The sequence below is a fragment of the Streptomyces toxytricini genome, assembly GCF_014649915.1.
GTDB classification, from domain to species: domain Bacteria; phylum Actinomycetota; class Actinomycetes; order Streptomycetales; family Streptomycetaceae; genus Streptomyces; species Streptomyces toxytricini.
Map to the genome: position 1 here is coordinate 132,365 of NZ_BMTY01000017.1, position 18,524 is coordinate 150,888.

Here is an 18,524-nt window from a genome sequence, read left to right on the forward strand (position 1 = left end):
CCCGCGGTCCGCGCGACGGCGAAGACGGTCTCCCCGGCCTCGGCCGGCATCCCGGTGGAGAGCGTCAGCACCGCCAGGGCCAAGTCCACGTTGGCGTGCGGGCCGCCGCGCCCGGCCGCCGTCGTGTCGACGAGCTCCCGGGCCGCGGCGAGTGCCGCAGCAGCCCCGGGGACGTCCTCCAGCCGGGCGAAGAGTGCGGTCGCCCGCGGGTCCTCGGCTGCGTAGAGCCGGTGGCCGAGCCCGGGCACCGGGCGGCCGGCCCGCAGGTGCTCCGCGACGACGGGTGCGGCCCCGCCGCGCTCCAGGACCTCGGCGAGCGTGCGGTGGGCGAGCCGCCCGGCGGCGCCGTGCAGGGGGCCCTCCAGGACGCCGAGCCCCGCCGACACGGCGGCGTACGGGTGGGCGCGCGCCGAGGCGGCGACCCGTACGGCGAGGGTGGAGGCGGCCAGGTCGTGGTCGATGAGCAGGGCGAGCGCCAGGTCGAGGGCGCCGAGGCCCGCGGGGTCGGGGTCGCGCGCGGTCAGGCGGGTCCACAGGCGTGCTGCGAGCGGGCCTTCCGGAGCGTTCTCCTGCGCCGCCGCAGGGCCGGCGGGCTCCGGTGCGGCCGGCGGAAGGGCGTCGACCAGGGTGGGGATCAGGCGCCGGGCGGAGCCGAGCACGGCCTCCTCCGACAGGTCGAAGCGCAGCGGGTCGGTCACCGCCGCGGCGGCGGTCGCCACGCGCAGCCGGTCGACGGGTCCGCTGTGCTCGGGCAGGGCGGCGACGGCGCGGCGGGCGGCGGCGAGGGCGTCCGGCGGGGCCGTGAAGCGGGCGTTCCGGCGGAGGGCGCCCGTCCACAGCCACTCGGCGGCCTCCTCGTACGAGTGGCGGGCGGCCAGCTCGGCGGCGTCGACGCCGCGGAACCAGTACCGGTCGGGCTCGATCAGCGTCAGCGAGGTCCGTACGACGGGCTCCCCGCCGACCGGCGGCGCGGCCTCCCGCCGGGTGCGCCGGGCCAGGGACTCCACCTCGGCGGCGTCGAAGCTGCTGCCCCTGCCGACCGCGTCGCGGCGGCTCGTGAGCTGGCCGCGGCTGACGTACGCGTACACGGTGGCGGGCTTGACGCCGAGGAGGCGTGCCGCCTCGCGGGTGCTGATCCGCCGTTCGCCCTGCGCCTCGTTCATGACGCCCAGCGTACATATATTGATTCAATCAATATTGACAGTGATTCAATCCATCATGGATGGTCGATGCATGAACACCACCGTCGATGTACCCCGCGGTCTCGCGGGAGTCGTGGTCACCGAGACCGCCCTGGGCGACGTCCGCGGCCGCGAGGGCTTCTACCACTACCGCCAGTACTCGGCCGTCGAGCTCGCCGAACGGCGCAGCTTCGAGGACGTCTGGCACCTGATGTTCCGCGGCGAACTCCCGGCCGACGCCGCCGGGCGGGCCGCCTTCGCCGCCGAGATCGCCCCCCTGCGCAGACTGCCGGCCGAGGTAGCCGACGCCCTGCCCGCCCTCGCCCGCGCCACAGCCCCCTCCGGGCCCCTCGCCGGACTGCGCACCGCCCTCTCCCTGCTCGGCGCCTCCGCAGGCTTCCGCCCGCTCTACGACCTCGCCCCCGAGCAGCGCGCCGCCGATGCGCTCGCGGCCTGCGCCGCCGTACCGACCCTGCTCACGGCGCTGTACCGGCTCGGCCGGGGCCTGGAGCCGGTCGCCCCGCGGGACGACCTGCCGTACGCCGCGAACTACCTGTACATGCTCACCGGGCAGGAGCCGGACCCGGCCGCGGCCCGGGCGATCGAGCAGTACCTCGTCTCCACCGTCGACCACGGCTTCAACGCCTCCACGTTCACCGCCCGGGTGATCGCCTCCACCGGCGCGGACGTCGCCGCCTGCCTCACCGGGGCGATCGGCGCCCTCTCCGGCCCGCTCCACGGCGGCGCCCCCAGCCGGGCCCTGGACACCCTCGACGCCATCGGCACCGCGGACCGCATCGAGCCGTGGATCCGCGAGCGGGTCCTCGCGGGCGAGCGGATCATGGGCTTCGGCCACCCCGTCTACCGCACCGAGGACCCCCGCTCGCGCATGCTCCGCGGGATCGCCCTCGGCTTCGGCGGCCCCCTCGTCGACTTCGCCGTACAGGTGGAGCAGCACGTCGAGCGGATCCTCGCCGAACTGAAGCCCGGCCGCGAGCTCCACACCAACGTCGAGTTCTACGCGGGCGTCGTCATGGAGCTGTGCGGGCTGCCGCGCGCGATGTTCACGCCGACGTTCTGCGCGGCCCGCGTGGTCGGCTGGAGCGCGAACGTGCTGGAGCAGGCGGCCGATTCGAAAATCATCCGTCCGGCGGCGCGCTACGCCGGGCCGACGCCGCCCCGGCCGGTTCCGGTCCCCGCCTGAGTACGATCGGCCGGGTGAACAGCAGGCAGCCCGACCGGTCCGACACCCGCCCTCCGATCCCCGTCGTCGTCCTCGCCGGATTCCTCGGGTCCGGCAAGACGACGCTGCTCAACCACCTCCTCACCCACCGCGGCGGCACCCGCATCGGGGTCGTGGTCAACGACTTCGGCTCCATCGAGATCGACGCGATGTCGGTGGCCGGACAGGTCGGCGACTCCATGGTCTCCCTCGGCGGCGGCTGCCTGTGCTGCGCGGTCGACGGCAGCGAGCTCGACGCCTACCTGGAGAAGCTCTCCGACCCCGTCCACCGGATCGACGTGATCGTCATCGAGGCGAGCGGCCTGGCCGAGCCGCAGGAGATGATCCGCATGCTGGCCGCCAGCGAGAACCCGGCCATCCGCTACGGCGGGCTGGTGGAGGTCGTGGACGCGGCCGAATTCGACGCGACCCGCGCCAGGCACCCGGAGACCGACCGCCACCTCGCCTGCGCCGACCTGGTCGTACTGAACAAGACCGACCGCGTCGACGGCGCCGAGCGCGCCCGCATCGAGGCCGAGCTGGCCGCGCTGTGTCCGGGGATCCCCCTGGTCGCCGCCGACCACGGGCGCATCGACCCCGAGCTGCTCTTCGACCGCCGCCCCTGGACCGAGACGCGGGGCCAGCTGTCCTTCGAGGACCTGATCGCCGAGGCGCGGGACGGCAGCGGCCCCGCGGACCACACCGGGCATGCACACACGCAGTACGAGAGCACGGAGTTCGCCTCCGATCAGGCCCTCAGCCCGCGCCGCCTCATCGACTTCCTCGACCGGCGCCCCGCCGGCCTCTACCGCATCAAGGGCTTCGTGTACTTCGGCGTCCCCGGGCACGAGGAGCGCTACGAGGTCCACGCCGTCGGCCGGTTCCTGCGCTTCGCGCCCGGCCCGTGGGGGCGGGGCGAGCCCCGGCTGACCCGCCTCGTCCTGATCGGGTCCGGCACCGACGGGGCGGCCCTGCTCCGCGAACTCGACGCCTGCCGCGAGCCGGCCCCGCAGAACGCCGGGCCCGAGGCGATGTGGGGCATCCTCCGCTACGTCGCCCGCCCCGCCGGGACCGATCCGGAAGGCGACGTCCCCGCCGAGGACCCCCCGGCCGCCCCCGAGGACAGCGCCGCCCCCGCGGAGGTGTGAGCCGCACCGGCCTCAGGCCACCTCGACGCCGTGGTCGGCGAGGAGGGCCGCGAGGCCGTCGCGGTAGCCCTTCCCGCCCGCCACGAAGTCCCAGTCGCCGTTGGCGCGGCGGCGGAAGGAGCCCAGGACCAGCGCGGTCTCGCCCGGGCGGCCGTCCGAGACGTCCAGGCAGCCCAGCTCGGCGCCGTCGGCCGCGAGCAGGCGGATGCGGGCGTCGGTGAAACCGGTCAGGTCGGCGTGCGGATCGGCTTCCGGGTCGACCGCGGCTACGAGCACCAGCCGGTCCGCGGCCTGCGGCAGCCCGTCGAACGAGACGGCCAGGGCGGCCTTGTCGGGCGCCGTGTGCGGGTGGGCCCGCACCGAACCGTCCGGGGTGCGCGGGTTGTTGTAGAACACGAAGTGGTCCTCGGTCAGCACCCGGCTGCCCTCGCAGACCAGCGCGCACACGTCCAGGGCCACCCGGCCGGACCAGGACATCCCCAGGACGTTGTGGTCCGCCGACGCCTCGGAACCGGCCCCGGCCGCGGCCGCGCCGGTCGGCGAGGGCGCCACCGGGCCGTCGGCCGGGCCGAGCCGGCCGCGCAGCCCGTGCTGGTGCAGCAGCTCCACCAGGGCCGGCCCGGGAACCAACTCCAGCGGCTTGCCGTTGGCAAAGGTGTAGGAACCCGGCCCGAAGGAGGCAGTCGTGACGAGCACCCCCTTGTTCGCCCCCTTGTCCTGCACCGTGCCGTACAGATCGCGCACGGCCGTCGGCGGCACCGTCCTGCGGTAGCGCTTGACCTGCACCACGATCCGACCGCCCCGGATCGGGGCCGGGTCCAGCGCCTCCACGTCGACACCGCCGTCACCCGACCGCTGCGTCGTCACCGCCTCCATGCCCATCGCCCGGAACAGCTCCGCGACCAGGTTCTCGAAGTCGATCGGGTCCATCGTGAACAGGTCCGGCTCGTCGTCGTCCGCACCCCCGCCGTGGCTGACGACACCGCCGCCGACCTCGTCGGGCCGGCGCCCGGGCCGGACCGCCGTCCGCTGGTCGGGGCGCGCCGACAGCTGCCCGCCGAGCCCCGACACCAGGCAGTCCACGGCGCTGACCTGCTCCAGCCGCAGCCCCGCGAAGGCGGTGCGCGCCGCAGAGACGGCGGCGAGGACGAACCGCGCCTCCCGGCCCGTCGCGGGGTCGTGGCAGTCGACGAAGCCGTTGACGGTGACGGCGTCCAGGGCGCCGAACTCGTCCGCGGCGTACAGCTCCCGCAGGACCAGCAGCATGCACTGCGCCAGGACGTCCCGGTACAGGGCCCGCCGCTCCGTCACCGGGCGCGGCTTGAGCTTGTCCTGGTCGGTGCTGGGCAGGTACTGCACCGCCCTGGCCTCCGGCACCACCGTGTAGTCGGGCAGCTCCCAGTCCAGGACCAGCTCGCGCGCGGCGGGGTCGTAGGCGGCGGCCACCTGTCTGGGCAGCGCCTCGGGCCAGGCCGTGGAGGCGTACAGGGCGGCGGAGAAGTACTCGACCGCGGCCTCGGCGCTGCCCGCGCGCAGGGCGTCGGCCAGCTCGGCGAGCCCGCTGTTGTGCTCGCGGACGCCGGCGAGCTGCTCGGCCGCCCACCGGTCGTACTGCTGCCGGTACGCGGCCAGCTGCTGCTGCCGCCGGGCCTCCGCGGCGGTCGCGGCCTGCCAGGCCTCGGTATACCGGGCGTGGGCGTCGCGCTCCGCCTGCGCCCGGTGCTGCGAGCCGAAGGTCCAGCCGCTGCTCTGCCGCTGGAAGTCCTCCAGGCGCGGCAGCGGTACGGGCTGCGCCAGTGCGCCGGGGTCGAAGGGGGCCACCTGCTCGGGGCGGACCAGCGAGGCCATCCGGAACGCCGGCGCGCGGCATCCGGCGACGAGCAGCCCCTTGAGGGCGGCGACCTCGGCGTCGAGGGCGGCGGTGCGGCGCAGGGCCTCGGCCTCGCGGTACTGGCGGTGGCTGCGGTTCGCCTCCCGCTCGTAGGCCCGCTGCCGGCGCTCGGCCTCCCGCTGCTGGACCAGCTGCGTCTGCTGCTGCCGCCGCTGGGCCTCGGCCCAGGTCCCGATCAATCCGCCCGACCGACGACTCATCAGCTGTGTACTCCCCCCACAACGCCCGGAGGGAAAACACTAGTCGGCATTCGGGTGGTACGTCCCCCGGCCCGTACCACCCGAATGCCGGGCTCCGGCCTACAGCGCGGAGCCCGCCACCACGGAGACCGCGGCGGGCAGTGCCGTGCCCGAGCCGTCGCGGCGCGGGTCCGCGGCCGGCAGGGCGGCGGGGGCGCCGTTCGCCGCGGCCGCCCTCGCCGGGGCGTTGCCCGCCCAGGCGAAGGTCAGCAGCTCCTCGCCCTTGAGGAACCGCTGGCAGCGGACGCCGCCGGTGGCCCGGCCCTTGCGCGGGTACTGGTCGAACGGGGTCAGCTTTCCGGACTGCACCGAGTCGTCGAGGGTGCCGCGGGAGCCGGCCACGGTGAGCACCAGCGCGTCGCGCGCCGGGTCGACCGCCGAGAAGTGGATCACCTTGGCGCCGGAGCCGAGCTTGATGCCGGCCATGCCGCCGGCCGGTCGGCCCTGCGGGCGCACCTGCGAGGCCGGGTAGCGCAGCAGCTGGGCGTCGTCGGTGATGAAGACGAGGTCCTCCTCGCCGGTGCGCAGCTCGACCGCGCCGACGATCCGGTCGCCCTCCTTGAGGGTGATGACCTCCAGCTCCTCCTTGTTCGCCGGGTAGTCGGGCACGACGCGCTTGACGACGCCCTGCTCGGTGCCGAGAGCCAGGCCCTGGGAGGACTCGTCCAGCGAGGTCAGGCAGACGACCCTCTCGTCCGGGGCGAGCCCGGAGAGGAACTCCGCCAGCGGCGCCCCGCCGGCCAGGTTCGGTGCGGCATGGGTGTCGGGCAGCTGCGGCAGGTCGATCACCGCCAGCCGCAGCAGCCGGCCGTGCGAGGTGACCGCGCCGACGTCGCCGCGGGCCGTCGCCGCGACCTGGGAGACGATCAGGTCGTGCTTGGCGCGCGGTGCGCCCTCCTCCGCCACGACCGGGTCCCCGGTCGCCGTGCGCGCCAGCAGGCCCGTCGAGGACAGCAGCACCCGGCACGGGTCGTCGGCGACCTCCAGCGGAACGGCCGCGACGGCGGTGCCCGCGGACTCCAGCAGGACCGTGCGGCGCTCGGTGCCGAACTTCTTGGCGACCGCCGCCAGCTCGGAGGAGACCAGCTTGCGCAGCTCCGCGTCCGACTCGAGGATCCGCGTCAGCTCCTCGATCTCGGTGGTGAGGCGGTCCCGCTCGGCCTCCAGTTCGATCCGGTCGAAGCGGGTGAGCCGGCGCAGCGGGGTGTCGAGGATGTACTGGGTCTGGACCTCGCTCAGCGAGAAGCGCTCCATGAGCCGCTCCTTCGCCTGCGCCGAGTTGTCGCTGTCCCGGATGATCCGGATGACCTCGTCGATGTCGACGAGGGCGACCAGCAGGCCCTCCACCAGGTGGAGCCGGTCGCGCCGCTTGCCGCGGCGGAACTCGCTGCGCCGGCGCACCACCTCGAAGCGGTGGTCGAGGTAGACCTCCAGCAGCTCCTTCAGGCCCAGCGTCAGCGGCTGGCCGTCCACCAGGGCGACGTTGTTGATGCCGAAGGACTCCTCCATCGGCGTCAGCTTGTAGAGCTGCTCCAGGACGGCCTCCGGGTGGAAGCCGTTCTTGATCTCGATGACCAGGCGCAGGCCGTGCGCGCGGTCGGTGAGGTCCTTGACGTCGGCGATGCCCTGCAGCTTCTTCGCGCCCACCAGGTCCTTGATCTTCGCGACGACCTTCTCCGGGCCGACCGTGAAGGGCAGTTCGGTGACGACCAGGCCCTTGCGGCGGGCCGTCACGTCCTCCACGGACACCGTCGCGCGGATCTTGAAGCTGCCGCGGCCGTTCTCGTACGCGTCCTTGATGCCCGACAGGCCCACGATCCGGCCGCCCGTGGGCAGGTCCGGGCCGGGCACGAAGCGCATCAGCGCCTCCAGGTCCGCCTGCGGGTAGCGGATCAGGTGGCGCGCGGCCGCGATGACCTCGCCCAGGTTGTGCGGCGGCATGTTCGTCGCCATGCCGACCGCGATGCCGGAGGCGCCGTTGACCAGGAGGTTCGGGTAGGCGGCGGGCAGGGCGACCGGCTCGCGCTCCTGGCCGTCGTAGTTGGCCTGGAAGTCGACGGTGTCCTCGTCGATCGACTCCGTCATCAGCGACGTGGCGTCCGCCATGCGGCACTCTGTGTAGCGCATCGCGGCCGGCGGGTCGTCGTTGCCCAGCGAGCCGAAGTTGCCGTGCCCGTCGACCAGGGGGAGGCGCATCGAGAACGGCTGCGCCATGCGCACGAGGGCGTCGTAGATCGACGCGTCGCCGTGCGGGTGCAGCTTGCCCATGACCTCGCCGACGACGCGGGCGCACTTCACGTACCCGCGGTCGGGGCGCAGGCCCATCTCGCTCATCTGGTAGACGATGCGCCGGTGCACCGGCTTCATGCCGTCGCGGGCGTCGGGCAGGGCGCGGGAGTAGATCACCGAGTACGCGTACTCGAGGAAGGAGCCCTGCATTTCGTCGACGACGTCGATGTCGAGGATGTTCTCCTCGAAGTCCTCCGGCGGCGGGGTCTTCGTGCTGCGGCGGGCCATCGCTGCGCGGCTCCTTAACCAAGAAAGGGATGTGCTGGGGGTCTGGCTGGGCGGTCTGGCTGGATCTGGTGACAGGGGCTGACGGGGATCGTCGCGGACCATTGTGTCCCGACGCACCGACAGGCCCGACTCCGACCCGGGTACCGGCCGGGAACTTCTCCGGCGCCCGGCGCGCTTGCATACAGTGGCAGGTCTGACGGAATTCTCTGCATCGCGATCGAAGGGACCACATGCCCATGGGTCACACGGCCACAGCCCAGGCCGGCTCCGGCGGCCTGACAGCGACCGAGCACCGGCTGGCCAACGGCCTGCGCGTGGTGCTCTCCGAGGACCACCTGACCCCGGTCGCGGCGGTCTGCCTGTGGTACGACGTCGGCTCCCGCCACGAAGTCAAGGGACGCACCGGCCTGGCTCACCTCTTCGAGCACCTGATGTTCCAGGGCTCCGCGAGCGTACCGGGGAACGGCCACTTCGAGCTCGTCCAGGGCGCCGGCGGCTCCCTCAACGGCACGACGAGCTTCGAGCGCACCAACTACTTCGAGACCATGCCGGCCCACCAGCTGGAGCTGGCGCTGTGGCTCGAAGCCGACCGGATGGGCTCGCTGCTGGCCGCCCTGGACGAGGAGTCCATGGAGAACCAGCGCGACGTCGTCAAGAACGAGCGCCGCCAGCGCTACGACAACGTCCCGTACGGCACCGCCTTCGAGCGGCTGACCGCCATGGCCTACCCCGAGCCCCACCCCTACCACCACACGCCGATCGGCTCGATGGCCGACCTGGACGCGGCCTCGCTGGAGGACGCGCGCGCGTTCTTCCGCACCTACTACGCGCCCAACAACGCGGTGCTGTCGGTCGTCGGCGACATCGACCCGGAGCAGACGCTCGCCTGGATCGAGAAGTACTTCGGCTCCATCCCCGCCCACGACGGCAAGCAGCCCCCGCGCGACGGGACGCTGCCCGACACCATGGGCGGCCAGCTCCGCGAGGAGATCACCGAGGACGTCCCGGCCCGCGCCCTGATGGCCGCCTACCGGCTGCCCCACGACGGCACCCGCGAGTGCGACGCCGCCGACGTGGCGCTGACCGTCCTCGGCGGAGGCGAGTCCTCCCGCCTGCACAACCGCCTGGTCCGCCGCGACCAGACGGCCGTCGCCGCCAGCTTCGGCATCCTCCGCCTCGCCGGCGCCCCCTCGCTGGGCTGGCTGGACGTGAAGGCCTCCAGCGGCGTCGAGGTCCCCGCCATCGAGGCCGCCGTGGACGAGGAGCTCGCCCGCTTCGCCGCCGAGGGCCCCACGGCCGAGGAGATGGAGCGCGCCCAGGCCCAGCTGGAGCGCGAGTGGCTGGACCGGCTGGGCACCGTCGCCGGCCGGGCCGACGAACTGTGCCGCTTCGCGGTCCTCTTCGGCGACCCGCAGCTGGCGCTGACCGCCGTGCAGCGCGTCCTGGAGGTCACCGCCGAGGAGGTGCAGGCCGTCGCCGCGGCCCGGCTGCGCCCCGACAACCGCGCGGTGCTCGTCTACGAGCCCCTCGCCGCCGACGACTCCGACGCGAACGAGAACGAGAACGAGGGGGCGGAGCAGTGAGCGACACCGCAGCCGTCACGATGACCTTCCACCCGCGGCCCGCCGCCGGTCAGCCCAAGCCGTGGGCGTTCCCCGCGCCCGAGCGGGGCTCCCTGCCCAACGGCCTGACCGTGCTGCGCTGCCACCGGCCCGGCCAGCAGGTCATCGCGGTCGAGGTGAACCTCGCCGCACCGCTGGACGCCGAGCCGGAGGGGCTGGACGGCGTCGCCACCATCATGGCCCGAGCCCTGTCCGAGGGCACCGACAAGCACTCCGCCGAGGAGTTCGCCGCCGAGCTGGAGCGCTGCGGCGCCACCCTCGACGCGCACGCCGACCACCCCGGCCTGCGCGTCTCCCTGGAGGTCCCCGCCTCCCGGCTGGCCAAGGCCCTCGGCCTCCTCGCCGAGGCGCTGCGCGCGCCGGCCTTCGCCGACAGCGAGGTCGACCGCCTCGTGCGCAACCGCCTCGACGAGATCCCGCACGAGCTGGCCAACCCGCAGCGCCGCGCCGCCAAGGAGCTCTACCGGCAGCTCTTCCCGGCCTCCCTGCGCATGTCCCGCCCGCGCCAGGGCACCGAGGAGACCGTCGCCCGGATCGACTCCGCCGCCGTACGCGCCTTCTACGAGGCGCACGTGCGCCCCGCCACGGCCACCGCGGTGGTCGTCGGCGACCTGGCCGGCATCGACCTGGACGCCCTCCTGGCCGACACCCTGGGCGCCTGGACGGGCAACGCGGGCCAGGCCCGCCCCGTGCCCCCGGTGGAGTCCGACGACACCGGCCGCGTCGTCATCGTCGACCGGCCCGGCGCCGTGCAGACCCAGCTGCTGATCGGCCGCACCGGCCCCGACCGGCACGACCGCGTCTGGGCCGCGCAGGTCCTCGGCACGTACTGCCTGGGCGGCACCCTCACCTCGCGCCTGGACAAGGTGCTGCGCGAGGAGAAGGGGTACACGTACGGCGTGCGCGCCTTCGGCCAGGTGCTGCGCTCCACCGCCGACGGCCGGGGCGCCTCGATGCTCGCCATCAGCGGGTCCGTGGACACCCCCAACACCGGTCCGGCGCTGGAGGACCTCTGGAAGGTGCTGCGCACCCTCGCCGAGGGCGGCCTGACGGATGCCGAGCGGGACGTCGCCGTGCAGAACCTGGTGGGCGTGGCCCCGCTGAAGTTCGAGACGGCCGCGGCCGTCGCCGGGACCCTCGCCGACCAGGTCGAGCAGGAGCTCCCGGACGACTACCAGGCGCAGTTGTACGCCCGGCTGGCCGAGACGGGCACCTTGGAGGCCACCACGGCCGTCGTGCAGGCGTTCCCGGTCGACCGGCTGGTCACCGTGCTCGTCGGCGACGCCGCGCAGATCGAGGGCCCGGTGCGGGCGTTGGGCATCGGAGAGGTGACCGTCGTCGGCAACTGACGGCAACTCCCCGAGGGCCCCGGCGGCTTGTCCGCCGGGGCCCTTTGTGTCCGGATTTGCTGCGGAGGTTGCCTGTATGCGGTGTGGCGTGCGCAACAAAAGGCCGTGACCATTTGGTGATTGACTGATGATCCGCCTAGCGTCGGCCGTGCTGTCCGTCAGTTGATACGCGCCGCACCCGCGGCACCGGGCAGCGATCGCCGAGTCCCCGTCCGGCGCGAGCCTGGGGAGCCGGGGACCCACACGTCCCTTGGGGTGAATCGGGCCGCCTCGCAAGAGGTGCCCGTAGGAGACCTTCCTGCTCCGAACCCGTCAGCTAACCCGGTAGGCGAGAGGGAAGGAAAGGATCAGCCTCTCCATGGCCTTTGGCAGCCGTGCCGCCGGCAAGCACCGTGGTTCCAGCCGTCTGAGCCGCAAGACCGCCGGATTCGCCGGCGTCGCCGCCCTCGCCACCACCGGTGTGGTGGGCACCCTCGCCGCCCCGGCCTTCGCCGCCTCGGACAAGGGCCCCTCCATGGAGGACACCGGTCTGAACGCGGTCGTCACCGCCGAGGACGTCGCCGGCCAGATCGAGGCCCAGGCCGACTCCCAGCGCGCCGCCGCCGAGGCAGCCGCCCTGAAGGCGCAGGCCGAGGCCGACGCCAAGGCGCGCGCCGCCGAGGCCAAGCAGAAGGCCGAGGAGAAGGCGAAGGCCGAGCGCGAGGCCGCCGAGCGCGCCGCCCGCGAGGAGGAGCGCAAGCGCCTCAACACCTTCGTCTCCCCGCTCGCCGGCTCCTACGTCAGCACCCAGTACCGCGCCGGCGGCGGCATGTGGTCCTCCGGCAGCCACACCGGCATCGACTTCCACGCCGACGAGGGCTCCGTCGTCCGCGCCGTCGGCGTCGGCACCGTCGTCGAGGCCGGCTGGGGCGGCGCCTACGGCAACAACGTCGTGATCCGGCACGCCGACGGCACCTACACCCAGTACGGCCACCTCAACTCGCTGAGCGTCTCGGTCGGCCAGCAGGTCACCCCGGGCCAGCAGATCGGCCTCTCCGGCTCCACCGGCAACTCCAGCGGCCCGCACCTGCACTTCGAGGCCCGTACCGGCGCCAAGTACGGCTCGGACATCGACCCGATCGCCTACCTGCGCAGCCACGGCGTCAGCCTCTGACGTTCTTGCAGCAGCCTGATCCGAAGGCCCCGGCTCACCGAGCCGGGGCCTTCGCGCTGCCCGCCCGCCGATATCCGGCCGCCGCACACCGGCCGAAATGCCGCCGATTTCCTGCCGCCCTCGGAAACCGGCGGGAATTGGCATAGGGTTTCCGTGCGATCCACGAGGCGGCGGCATCGGTGCCGGCAATCGGAAAAAGGGCGGAGGTCCGGTCTTGCGTATTCCCGCGCACGCCGTGTGCACTGCGATCCGCGACGACATCGTCTCCGGGGCGTTCGAACCGGGTGCCAGGCTGACCGAGGAGCAGCTGGCCCGCCGGTACGGCGTCTCGCGCGTCCCGGTCCGCGAGGCGCTGCGGACCCTGGAGTCGGAGGGCTTCGTGACCAGCCGGCGGCACGCGGGCGCCTGCGTCGCCGAGCCCACCGAGCAGGAGGCCGCCGACCTCCTGGAGATGCGGATGCTGCTGGAGCCGCTCGCGGCCGCCAGGGCCGCGCGGCGGCGCACCGAGGGCCACCTGAAGGTGCTGCGCGGCCTGGTCAGGCTCGGCCAGGAGCGGGCCAGGGGAGGGCAGGGCGAGGACCTGCGGGCGCTGGGCAGCTGGTTCCACGAGACCCTCGCCCAGGCCTCCGCCAGCCCCGGGCTGATCGCCCTCCTCACCCAGATGCGGTACAAGGTCGCCTGGATGTACGCCGTGCAGGCGCCGGAGCGGCCCGTGGAGTGCTGGGCGGAGCACGGTGCGATCACCGACGCGGTGGCCCGGGGCGACGCCGAGCGGGCGCGTGCGCTGACCGCCGGCCACGCCGAGCGCACCGCGGGCGCCTACCGGCTGCGGGTGAGGACTTCGCAACCTCCCGTACACACGGCGAGCCGCTCCCTTTAACAGGGGCCGCGTAGAAATACCGGGGAACAAAGCCCGGGGATCCCGGGCGGACCGCGCGGTTTTCCGTTCCGCTTTTCAGGCCGCGCTCCCGTGTGCATTCCCGCGTATTTCGGTGGTGCATTTCCCGTCCGTGCATTTTCCCGTTCCCCGTTCCCGCACGCGCGTATGCGTATCCGCGAACGGCGAAGCCGCGGCCGCCGGAGCATCGCAGCCGCGGCTTCGCGCGGACCGGGGTGGAACCCGAAGGGTCAGACGGTCTCGGGGAGCTCCTCGAGGCCCTCGGCGACCAGCTTCGCGAGGCGGTCCAGCGCCACCTCCGCGCCCTCGGCGTCCGACGCGAGGACGACCTCCTCGCCGCCCTGGGCGCCCAGGCCCAGCACCGCGAGCATGGAGGCGGCGTTGACGGGGTTCCCGTCCGCCTTCGCGATGGTCACCGGGACGCCCGAAGCGGTCGTCGCCCGGACGAAGATCGAGGCGGGACGAGCGTGCAGGCCCTCGGCCCAGCCGACGTTGACGCGGCGCTCTGCCATGGTGATGCCCTTCAGGTTCTGACGGTTGTCTAGACCACTATCTCACGAGGTCCCGTGTGCCCGGACCGCCGCCGGCCCCGGTCTCTTGCGTCCGATCTACCCCGTATTACACCGGTTCGCACCTCACTCCGGGCCGCACCGCGCAGGAGCCCTCCCGCCCGCCCTGGGCTTAGGATCACCGCATGACCACCGCGTCGGACCCCTCGTACCCGGCCCACTGGGAAGCGGACGTCGTCCTGCGCGACGGCGGCACCGCACGCATCCGGCCCATCACCCCCGAGGACGCCGGCCGCCTGGTCAGCTTCTACGAGCAGGTCTCCGACGAGTCGAAGTACTACCGGTTCTTCGCCCCCTACCCCCGGCTCTCGGACCGCGACGTGCACCGCTTCACCCACCACGACTACGTCGACCGGGTGGGCCTCGCCGCGACCGTCGGCGAGGAGTTCATCGGCACCGTCCGCTACGACCGGATCGGCCCCGACGGCCGCCCCGCCTCGGCCCCCGCCGACGAGGCCGAGGTCGCCTTCCTCGTCCAGGACGCCCACCAGGGGCGCGGCGTTGCCTCCGCCCTCCTGGAGCACATCGGCGCGGTCGCCCGCGAGCGCGGCATCCGGCGGTTCGCCGCCGAGGTGCTCCCCGCCAACACCCGCATGATCAAGGTGTTCACGGACGCCGGCTACCAGCAGAAGCGCAGCTTCGAGGACGGCGCCGTCCGCCTCACCCTGGACCTGGAGCCCACCGCCGAGTCCCTCGCCGTCCAGCGGGCCCGCGAGCAGCGCGCCGAGGCCCGCTCCGTCCAGCGGCTCCTGGCCCCCGGGTCCGTGGCCGTCGTCGGCGTCAGCCGCTCCGGCGGCGGCGTCGGAGCCGCCGCCCTGCGCAACCTCCGCGACAGCGGCTTCCGCGGCCACCTCTACGCCGTCAACGAGGCCCGCGCCCCCGGCATCGAGGGCGACCTCCTCGACGGCGTGCGCGCCTACCGCTCGCTCGCCGAGATCGACGCGCCCGTGGACCTCGCCGTCGTCGCCGTCCCCGCCGAACGGGTCCCGCAGGTCGTCGCCGACTGCGGGGAACACGGCGTCCAGGGACTCGTCGTACTGTCCGCGGGCTACGCCGAGACCGGCCCCGACGGCCTGGAGCGCCAGCGCGAACTCGTCCGCCAGGTCCGCTCCCACGGGATGCGCCTCATCGGCCCCAACGCGTTCGGCGTGATCAACACCGCGCCGGAGGTCGCGCTCAACGCCTCCCTCGCGCCCGTGCCCGCCCCCGTCCCCGGCCGGATCGGGCTCTTCACGCAGTCCGGCGCCATCGGCATCGCCCTGCTGTCGGCCCTGCTCCGCCGCGGCGAGGGCCTGTCCTCGTTCGTCTCGGCCGGCAACCGAGCCGACGTCTCCGGGAACGACATCCTCCAGTACTGGTACGAAGACGAGGCCACCGACGTCGCCCTCATGTACCTGGAAACCCTCGGCAACCCGCGCAAGTTCACCCGCCTCGCCCGCCGCACCGCCGCCGTCAAGCCCGTCGTCGTCGCCAAGGGCGGCCGCCACACCCCCGCCGGCCACGCCGTCCCCGGCACCCGGCTCCCCGAGACCACCGTCTCCGCCCTGCTCCGCCAGGCCGGCGTCATCCGCGTCGACACCGTCACCGAACTCGTCGACGCCGGCCTCCTCCTCGCCTCCCAGCCCGTCCCCGCAGGGCCGCGCGTCGCGATCCTCGGCAACTCCGAGTCGCTCGGCTACCTCACCTACGACGCCTGCCTCGCCCAGGGCCTGCGGCCCTCCTCCCCGATCGACCTGACCACCGCCGCCGCCCCCGCCGACTTCGGCAGCGCCGTCTCCGCGGCCCTCGCCTCCGACTCCCACGACGCCGTGGTCGTCACCGCCATCCCCTGGGTCGGCGAGGAGGCCTGCGCCGACACCGGGGCCGACGACCTCGCCGACGCCCTGCGCGACGCCGCGGCCGCCCACCCCGGCAAGCCGGTCGCCGTGGTCCACGTCGAGCTCGCCGACCTCGTCCGGGCCCTGTCCCGCGAGGACGTCCGCATTCCGGCCTACCCGGCCGCCGAGCGGGCCGTCCGCGCCGTCGCCGAAGCCGTCCGGTACGGGCAGTGGCGCCGCGCCAACGCCGACGCCGGGCACGTCCCCGAGTTCGACGACATCGACGAGGCGGGGGCCGCCGCACAGCTCGCCGGCCTCCTCGCCGGCGGAGCCGGCCCCGACGGCGTGATCACCCTCGCCGACGGCGACGCCGCCGCGCTCCTCGCCCGCTACGGGATCCGCGTCCTGCCCACGCTGCCCGCGCCCACCCCCGACGCCGCCGCCAAGGCCGCCGCGGCCCTCGGCTACCCCGTCGCCCTCAAGACCACCGCCCCGCACCTTCGCCACCGCGCCGACCTCGGCGGCGTCCGCCTCGACCTCACCACCGAGGCCGATCTCCGCCGCTCCTACGACGAGCTCACCGAGCTCCTCGGCACCCCCGCCGAGCTGCAGCCCGTCGTCCAGGCCATGGTCCCCCGCGGCGTCGACACCGTCGTCCGCTCCGTCATCGACCCGGCCGCAGGCGCCGTCCTCTCCTTCGGCCTGGCCGGCGTCGCCTCCGAGCTGCTCGGCGACACCGCCCACCGGCTCGTCCCCGCCACCGACCGCGACGCCGCCGGACTGATCCGCTCCATCCGCACCGCCCCCCTCCTCTTCGGCTGGCGCGGCAGCGACCCCGTCGACACCCCCGCCCTGGAAGAGCTCCTGCTGCGCCTGTCCCGGCTCGTCGACGACCACCCCGAAGTGGTCGGCGTCACCCTCGAACCCGTCGTCGTCGCCACCGAGGGCCTCTCCGTCCTCAGCGCCGCCGTCCGCATCGCGCACCCGCCCGCCCGCACCGACCTCGGCCCCCGCACCCTCCCCAGCTACTGAGGACCCCCGAAGGCGCCCGCGGCGTCCCGAGGCGGCCGGGGCGCCCCGTACGGGCCTTAGGATGGACCCCATGGCGAAATCCGGTACGACGACCCAGGGGCTGCGCACGGCGATCGAGCGCAGCGGCTACTACCCGGCCCTCGTGGCCGAGGCCGTGGAGGCCGCGGTGGGCGGCGAGCCGATCTCGTCGTACCTGGTCCACCAGGAGACGACCTTCGACTCCAACGAGGTCCGCCGGCACGTCACCGTGCTCGTCCTCACCGGCAACCGCTTCATCGTCAGCCACACCGACGAGCAGGCCGCCGACGCGGGCTCCCCCTCGCCGTACGCGACCACCTCGACCGAGTCGGTCAAGCTGGCCAGCATCTCCTCGGTGGTGCTCAGCCGCGTCGTGGCCAACCCCGAGTCGTACACCCCGGGCACCCTCCCGCGGGAGGTCGTCCTCACCATCGGCTGGGGCGCCGTCTCGCGCATCGACCTGGAACCCGCCGCCTGCGGCGACCCCAACTGCGACTCGGACCACGGCTACACCGGCAACTCCACCGCCGACGACCTCAGCCTCCGCGTGAGCGAGGCGGGCGACGGCCCCGAGGCCGTCCGCCAGACCCTGCTCTTCGCGCAGGCCCTCTCCGAGGCGACCGCGGCCACCGCCGCCGGCACCGCCCGCTGATGTCCCACTCCGCACCGCCGAACTGGGACGAGCCCGAGCTGCTGGACCTCGCCGGCGCGCCCGTCCCGCAGTACGGCACCGGCTCGCTCGCCGACCTGCTGCCGACCCTCGCCGCGGGCCAGGGCGTCCCCGGCTTCACCGCCGCCATCGCCGAGCTGGCCCCCGCCGACCGGAACTGCGTGTTCCTCGTCGACGGCATGGGCTGGGAGCAGATCAAGGCCCACCCGGCCGAAGCGCCCTTCCTGACCTCCCTGCTCGGCACCTCCCGCGGCGGCACCGGCCGCCCCCTCACCGCCGGCTTCCCGGCGACCACGGCCACCTCGCTGGCCTCCGTCGGCACCGGCCTGCCGCCGGCCCGGCACGGCCTGCCCGGATACGCCGTCCGCAACCCAGGCACCGGCGAGCTGATGAACCAGCTCCGCTGGAACCCGTGGACCCCGCCGCGCCCCTGGCAGCCGTACCCCACCGTCTTCCAGCTCGCCGACGCGGCCGGCGTGACCACGGCCCAGGTCTCCTCGCCCGTCTTCCAGACCACGCCGCTCACCCAGATCGCGCTCAGCGGCGGCACCTTCCACGGCCGGATGACCGGCGAGGAGCGCATGGACCTCGCCGCGGACCGCCTCGCCGCGGGCGACCGGTCGCTGGTGTACACGTACTACAGCGAGCTCGACGGCGCCGGCCACCGGCACGGCGTGGACTCCGACGCCTGGCGCGGCCAGCTGATGTACGTCGACCGGCTGGTCCAGCGGCTCGCCGAGCAGCTGCCGCCCCGCACCGCCCTGTACGTGACCGCCGACCACGGCATGGTGGACATCCCCTTCGACGAGGACTCCCGGATCGACTTCGACGAGGACTGGGAGCTCGGCGCGGGCGTCGCCCTGCTCGGCGGCGAGGGCCGCGCCCGGCACGTGTACGCGGTCCCGGGCGCCGAGGCCGACGTCCTGACCGTGTGGCGCGAGGTGCTCGGCGACCGGTTCTGGGTCGCCGCCCGCGAAGAGGCCCTCGAACTCGGCTGGTTCGGACCACCGGGGGAGTGCGACGAGCGCGTCCTCGGCCGGATCGGCGACGTGGTCGCCGCGGCCCACGCCGACGTCGCGATCACGGCGTCCGAGTCCGAGCCGAACGAGTCCGCACTCGCCGGAATGCACGGCTCCATGACCCCCGCCGAGCAGCTCGTGCCCCTGCTCGAAATCCGCACCTGACCCGCCGCCCCCGC

At 74.1% G+C, this 18,524-nt stretch carries 13 protein-coding genes and 1 riboswitch; of the genes, 9 read left to right on the forward strand and 4 right to left on the reverse strand.

Annotated elements, in window-relative coordinates; genetic code table 11:
* The coding region (locus IE170_RS21945) for a citrate synthase (protein ID WP_229885051.1) at nt 1–1,163 on the reverse strand (1,163 nt) is incomplete at its 3' end.
* A 70-nt stretch (nt 1,164–1,233) separates the two neighbouring features.
* Between IE170_RS21945 and IE170_RS21950 the strand changes: the two genes are divergently transcribed.
* Both IE170_RS21950 and IE170_RS21955 read left to right on the forward strand, forming a co-directional pair.
* Nucleotides 1,234–2,385: a citrate synthase gene (locus IE170_RS21950; protein WP_189811151.1), complete on the forward strand. Its 1,152-nt coding sequence runs from the start codon at nt 1,234–1,236 to the stop codon at nt 2,383–2,385.
* 14 nt (nt 2,386–2,399) lie between these two features.
* Entirely contained in the window at nt 2,400–3,551 is a 1,152-nt protein-coding gene (locus IE170_RS21955; RefSeq protein ID WP_229885053.1) for a CobW family GTP-binding protein, read from the forward strand.
* 12 nt (nt 3,552–3,563) lie between these two features.
* On the opposite strand, the gene IE170_RS21960 is transcribed toward IE170_RS21955, so the two are convergent.
* Both IE170_RS21960 and IE170_RS21965 read right to left on the reverse strand, forming a co-directional pair.
* Nucleotides 3,564–5,642 carry a restriction endonuclease gene (locus IE170_RS21960; RefSeq protein WP_189811152.1) on the reverse strand — a complete coding sequence of 693 codons (2,079 nt, stop codon included), beginning with the start codon at nt 5,640–5,642 and terminating at the stop codon, nt 3,564–3,566.
* 99 nt (nt 5,643–5,741) lie between these two features.
* Nucleotides 5,742–8,198, reverse strand: coding sequence for a DNA gyrase/topoisomerase IV subunit A (locus IE170_RS21965; protein ID WP_189811153.1), 2,457 nt, complete (start codon nt 8,196–8,198; stop codon nt 5,742–5,744).
* 236 nt (nt 8,199–8,434) lie between these two features.
* Between IE170_RS21965 and IE170_RS21970 the strand changes: the two genes are divergently transcribed.
* The 4 genes from IE170_RS21970 (at nt 8,435) to IE170_RS21985 (ending at nt 13,202) form a co-directional block, all read left to right on the forward strand.
* A complete protein-coding gene (locus IE170_RS21970) occupies nt 8,435–9,781 on the forward strand; it encodes a M16 family metallopeptidase (RefSeq protein WP_189811154.1) in 1,347 nt (448 codons plus the stop codon).
* Between the two features lie 20 nt (nt 9,782–9,801).
* Nucleotides 9,802–11,169, forward strand: a complete 1,368-nt coding sequence (locus IE170_RS21975; RefSeq protein WP_189811197.1) for a M16 family metallopeptidase — start codon at nt 9,802–9,804, stop codon at nt 11,167–11,169.
* 188 nt (nt 11,170–11,357) lie between these two features.
* Nucleotides 11,358–11,515, forward strand: a riboswitch (cyclic di-AMP (ydaO/yuaA leader).
* Nucleotides 11,516–11,527: 12 nt separating this feature from the next.
* Nucleotides 11,528–12,322, forward strand: coding sequence for a M23 family metallopeptidase (locus tag IE170_RS21980; protein WP_189811155.1), 795 nt, complete (start codon nt 11,528–11,530; stop codon nt 12,320–12,322).
* Between the two features lie 214 nt (nt 12,323–12,536).
* Nucleotides 12,537–13,202 (forward strand): GntR family transcriptional regulator, encoded by a 666-nt coding sequence (locus IE170_RS21985; RefSeq protein WP_189811156.1) that lies wholly within the window; start codon nt 12,537–12,539, stop codon nt 13,200–13,202.
* A gap of 248 nt (nt 13,203–13,450) precedes the next feature.
* On the opposite strand, the gene IE170_RS21990 is transcribed toward IE170_RS21985, so the two are convergent.
* The gene (locus IE170_RS21990; RefSeq protein WP_189811157.1) at nt 13,451–13,732 is read right to left on the reverse strand and encodes an HPr family phosphocarrier protein; all 282 of its coding nucleotides are present in this window, start codon (nt 13,730–13,732) and stop codon (nt 13,451–13,453) included.
* A gap of 182 nt (nt 13,733–13,914) precedes the next feature.
* On the opposite strand from IE170_RS21990, the gene IE170_RS21995 reads away from it, so the two are divergent.
* The 3 genes from IE170_RS21995 (at nt 13,915) to IE170_RS22005 (ending at nt 18,510) form a co-directional block, all read left to right on the forward strand.
* The gene (locus tag IE170_RS21995) at nt 13,915–16,638 is read left to right on the forward strand and encodes a bifunctional acetate--CoA ligase family protein/GNAT family N-acetyltransferase (protein WP_189811158.1); all 2,724 of its coding nucleotides are present in this window, start codon (nt 13,915–13,917) and stop codon (nt 16,636–16,638) included.
* A 61-nt stretch (nt 16,639–16,699) separates the two neighbouring features.
* Nucleotides 16,700–17,308 carry a DUF5998 family protein gene (locus IE170_RS22000; protein ID WP_189811159.1) on the forward strand — a complete coding sequence of 203 codons (609 nt, stop codon included), beginning with the start codon at nt 16,700–16,702 and terminating at the stop codon, nt 17,306–17,308.
* Nucleotides 17,308–18,510 (forward strand): alkaline phosphatase family protein, encoded by a 1,203-nt coding sequence (locus IE170_RS22005; RefSeq protein ID WP_189811160.1) that lies wholly within the window; start codon nt 17,308–17,310, stop codon nt 18,508–18,510. Before IE170_RS22000 ends, IE170_RS22005 begins: the two co-directional genes overlap by 1 nt.
* Nucleotides 18,511–18,524: the final 14 nt, after the last annotated feature.